The sequence below is a fragment of the Aeromonas sp. 604176 genome (assembly GCF_049170755.1).
Lineage (GTDB): Bacteria > Pseudomonadota > Gammaproteobacteria > Enterobacterales > Aeromonadaceae > Aeromonas > Aeromonas veronii_A.
Genome location: NZ_JAAKNE010000193.1, coordinates 1 through 3,882, shown reverse-complemented (window position 1 = coordinate 3,882; position 3,882 = coordinate 1). Strand labels below are relative to the sequence as shown.

The following is a 3,882-nucleotide window of genomic DNA, read 5'->3' as shown; positions in this document are numbered from 1 at the left end:
TGAGCAGCAGGTGCAGTGAGGCGATGATGGCCAGCAGATAAAACGCCAGGGCCAGAACAGAGATCACGATCATAACCAGGTCGTTGTTACACAAGCATTTAGGGATATAAGAGGAGCAGTATACCTTGCACAAGATGTGCTCGCCAGTTGTGCAATGGCCGATCCGCCCATATATAGGGACGAAGCATAGATGAGCGACGGTGCGGTGAATAATCGTCCTCGCGGCTGCTCTGGGTTATAATGCCCCCCATTTATTACGCCAAGAACCGGAATGCGTCATGTTTGAGAATTTGACTGAAAGACTCTCGCGCACCTTGCGCAATGTCAGTGGCCGTGGTCGGCTGACCGAAGAGAACATCAAAGAGACCCTGCGCGAAGTCCGCATGGCGCTGCTTGAGGCGGACGTCGCCCTGCCGGTCGTGCGTGATTTCGTGGCGCGCGTCAAGGAGCGTGCCGTCGGGCAGGAAGTGGCCAAATCCCTGAGCCCGGGTCAGGCATTCATCAAGATAGTGCACGGCGAGCTGGTCACCGTGATGGGGGAGGCCAATGAACAGCTCAATCTGGCTGCCCAGCCGCCCGCCATTATCCTGATGGCCGGTTTGCAGGGGGCCGGTAAGACCACTACGGTCGGCAAACTGGCCAAACTGCTCAAAGAGCGCAACAAGAAGAAGGTGTTGGTGGTCAGTGCCGACGTCTATCGCCCTGCGGCGATCAAACAGCTGGAGACCCTGGCGGGTGACATCGGCGTCGACTTCTTCCCGAGCGATGCAAGCCAGAAGCCGGTTGCCATCGCGACTGCCGCTATCGATCAGGCGCGCAAGAAATTCTATGACGTGGTGATCGTCGATACCGCCGGCCGTCTGCATGTTGATAGCGAAATGATGGCCGAGATCCAGGATCTGCACGCCACCATCAAGCCTGTCGAGACCCTGTTCGTGGTGGATGCCATGACAGGTCAGGATGCCGCCAACACCGCCAAGGCGTTCAACGAAGCGCTGCCCCTTACCGGCGTGATCCTCACCAAGGCGGACGGCGATGCCCGCGGTGGTGCCGCCCTGTCGGTGCGCCACATCACCGGTAAACCGGTCAAGTTTATCGGTATGGGTGAGAAGACCGATGCGCTGGAGCCGTTCCACCCGGATCGTCTCGCCTCCCGCATCCTCGGTATGGGCGATGTGCTGTCGCTGATCGAGGAAGTCGAGCGCAACGTCGATAAAGAGAAAGCGGCCAAGCTGGCCAGCAAGGTCAAGAGCGGTAAAGGCTTCGATCTCGAGGACTTCCGCGAGCAGTTGGCCCAGATGCGCAACATGGGCGGCATGATGGGTATGCTCGACAAGCTGCCGGGCATGTCCGGCCTGCCGGACAACATCAAGGATCAGATGGATGACAAACTCACCGTGCGGATGGAGGCCATCATCAGCTCCATGACGCCGAAAGAGCGTGCCCATCCCGACCTCATCAAGGGCTCTCGCAAGCGTCGCATCGCTGCAGGTTCCGGCATGCAGGTGCAGGATGTGAACAAGCTGCTCAAGCAGTTCACAGAGATGCAGCGCATGATGAAGAAGATGTCCGGCAAGGGCGGCATGCGCAAAATGATGAGCCAGATGAAGAACATGCTGCCACCGGGATTTGGTGGCGGTCGCGGTCCGTTCTGATTATCCGGAGTTAGGTATTGAGCGAGGGTCTGCGAGTTGCAGGCCCTTTTCATTGCAGCCCTGCGCAAAAAATGGCTGGCTTGGTTGCAATTATTACGAATCCAAGTAGAATTATGCGGCTTATTTTAAGCTAGGGTTCGCGTGTTTGCGGGCCTTGTTCATTAGATGTTAATGAGGACGATATGGTAACCATTCGTTTACAACGTGGTGGCGCGAAAAAGCGTCCGTTCTACCAGGTAGTAGTTGCTGACAGCCGTAACGCCCGCGACGGTCGTTTCATCGAGCGCGTTGGTTTCTTCAACCCGGTTGCTTCTGGTCAGGCTGAAAAGCTGAACCTGGACCTGGCTCGTATCGAGCATTGGGTTGCTACTGGTGCCGCTGTTTCTGAGCGCGTTGCCAAGCTGATCAAAGACGCTGCCAAAGCTGCTTAATCAGCCAAACGGTAAGGAGTTAAGGTGGAAAAACCTGTAGTTCTGGGCACCCTGGGGACCGTTTACGGCATCAAGGGCTGGCTTAAAGTGAACTCCTTCACCGATGTTGCCGAAGCGATTTTCGATTACAACCCCTGGCTGATTAATCAGAACGGGGCGTGGCGTGAAATTCGGGTTTCATCCTGGAAACGTCACAACAAGGGTCTGATCTGCAAACTCGATGGTATCGATGTGCGCGAAGATGCCCTGGCATTGACCAATGTCGAGATCGGCGTACCCGCTGATCTATTGCCTGCGTTGCCTGAGGGCGAGTTCTACTGGCGTGACCTGATTGGTTGCTCGGTAGTGACCACCAAGGGATATGACCTAGGCAAGGTGACCGAATTGATGGAAACCGGCTCCAACGATGTGTTGGTGGTTGAGGCCAATGTAAAAGATGCCTTTGGTGCAAAGGAGCGGTTGATTCCGTTCCTGGAAGAGCAGGTGATCAAGAATATTGATCTGACTGCTCGAACAATCGAAGTTGATTGGGATCCTGGTTTCTAGTTTCCCGCGCTAACACGGGTGCCGGAGGTTTCTTATGTGGATTGGGGTCATTAGCCTCTTCCCTGAAATGTTCCGAGCCATTACCGAGCACGGGGTAACGGGTCGGGCCGTCAAGAGTGGCCTGCTGCAGATTGAGTGCTGGAACCCCCGGGAGTTTACCCACGACAAACACCGTACGGTCGATGATCGTCCTTATGGTGGTGGGCCCGGCATGTTAATGATGGTTCAGCCGCTGCGTGACGCGATTCATGCAGCCAAGCAAGCGGCGGGAGACGGGGCGAAAGTCATCTATCTCTCCCCTCAGGGACGCAAGCTGACTCAAGCGGGCGTAACCGAGTTGGCGACGAATCAGAAACTGATTCTGGTAGCCGGTCGATACGAAGGTATCGATGAACGCGTGATACAAACCGAAGTCGACGAAGAGTGGTCTATCGGGGATTACGTGTTAAGTGGTGGCGAGTTGCCTGCCATGACCCTGATCGATGCGGTTTCGCGTCTGGTTCCAGGAGTCTTGGGTGATCAGGCCAGTGCTGAGCAGGACTCCTTTACGGATGGCTTGCTGGATCATCCCCACTATACTCGGCCGGAGGTGTTGGATGGATTGGCGGTGCCCGAGGCGCTGACAAGCGGCAATCACGAAGTGATTCGGCGCTGGCGGCTCAAGCAATCGCTCGGACGAACCTGGCAAAGAAGGCCGGAACTTATTAACAACCTAGCTCTGACTGACGAGCAAGAATCACTTCTTGCCGAGTATGTCCGCGAAGTGCGTGACAGCGTTAAGTAGAGTTTTCAGTTTATCCTAGGTAAGGAAAGACAATGAGCAAGATTATTCAGCAGCTTGAACAAGAGCAAATGCGTACCGACATCCCGGCTTTTGCCCAGGGCGACACCGTACGTGTTCAAGTTCGTGTTAAAGAAGGTGGTAAAGAGCGTCTGCAGGCTTTCGAAGGCATCGTTATTGCCAAGCGTAACCGCGGTCTGCACTCTGCTTTCACCGTTCGCAAGATCTCCAACGGCGAAGGTGTTGAGCGTGTATTCCAGACTCACTCTCCGCTGATCCACAGTGTAGAACTGAAGCGTCGTGGTGATGTTCGCCGTGCCAAACTGTACTACCTGCGCAACCTGTCCGGTAAAGCTGCTCGTATCAAAGAGAAGCTCAACTAATTCGATTCGAATTGGTGTCGGTATGTCGGCTAAAAGCTCGACAGGTAGTGAAAAGGCTCGCCAATGGCGAGCCTTTTTTGTATCCG

General features: G+C 55.2%; 5 protein-coding genes. All 5 read left to right on the top strand.

Annotation, left to right across the window (positions count from 1 at the left end):
* The first annotated feature begins 278 nt into the window (after positions 1 to 278).
* Complete coding sequence (ffh, locus tag G5358_RS20340) at positions 279 to 1,655, top strand: signal recognition particle protein (RefSeq protein ID WP_005341384.1); 1,377 nt, start codon at positions 279 to 281, stop codon at positions 1,653 to 1,655.
* A gap of 182 nt (positions 1,656 to 1,837) precedes the next feature.
* Positions 1,838 to 2,086 (top strand): 30S ribosomal protein S16, encoded by a 249-nt coding sequence (gene rpsP, locus G5358_RS20335; RefSeq protein WP_216952849.1) that lies wholly within the window; start codon positions 1,838 to 1,840, stop codon positions 2,084 to 2,086.
* A gap of 24 nt (positions 2,087 to 2,110) precedes the next feature.
* Complete coding sequence (gene rimM / locus G5358_RS20330) at positions 2,111 to 2,632, top strand: ribosome maturation factor RimM (RefSeq protein ID WP_005340394.1); 522 nt, start codon at positions 2,111 to 2,113, stop codon at positions 2,630 to 2,632.
* Between the two features lie 34 nt (positions 2,633 to 2,666).
* A complete protein-coding gene (trmD, locus tag G5358_RS20325; protein WP_005340400.1) occupies positions 2,667 to 3,416 on the top strand; it encodes a tRNA (guanosine(37)-N1)-methyltransferase TrmD in 750 nt (249 codons plus the stop codon).
* Positions 3,417 to 3,448: 32 nt separating this feature from the next.
* The gene (gene rplS / locus G5358_RS20320; RefSeq protein WP_005308701.1) at positions 3,449 to 3,796 is read left to right on the top strand and encodes a 50S ribosomal protein L19; all 348 of its coding nucleotides are present in this window, start codon (positions 3,449 to 3,451) and stop codon (positions 3,794 to 3,796) included.
* Positions 3,797 to 3,882 lie beyond the last annotated feature (86 nt).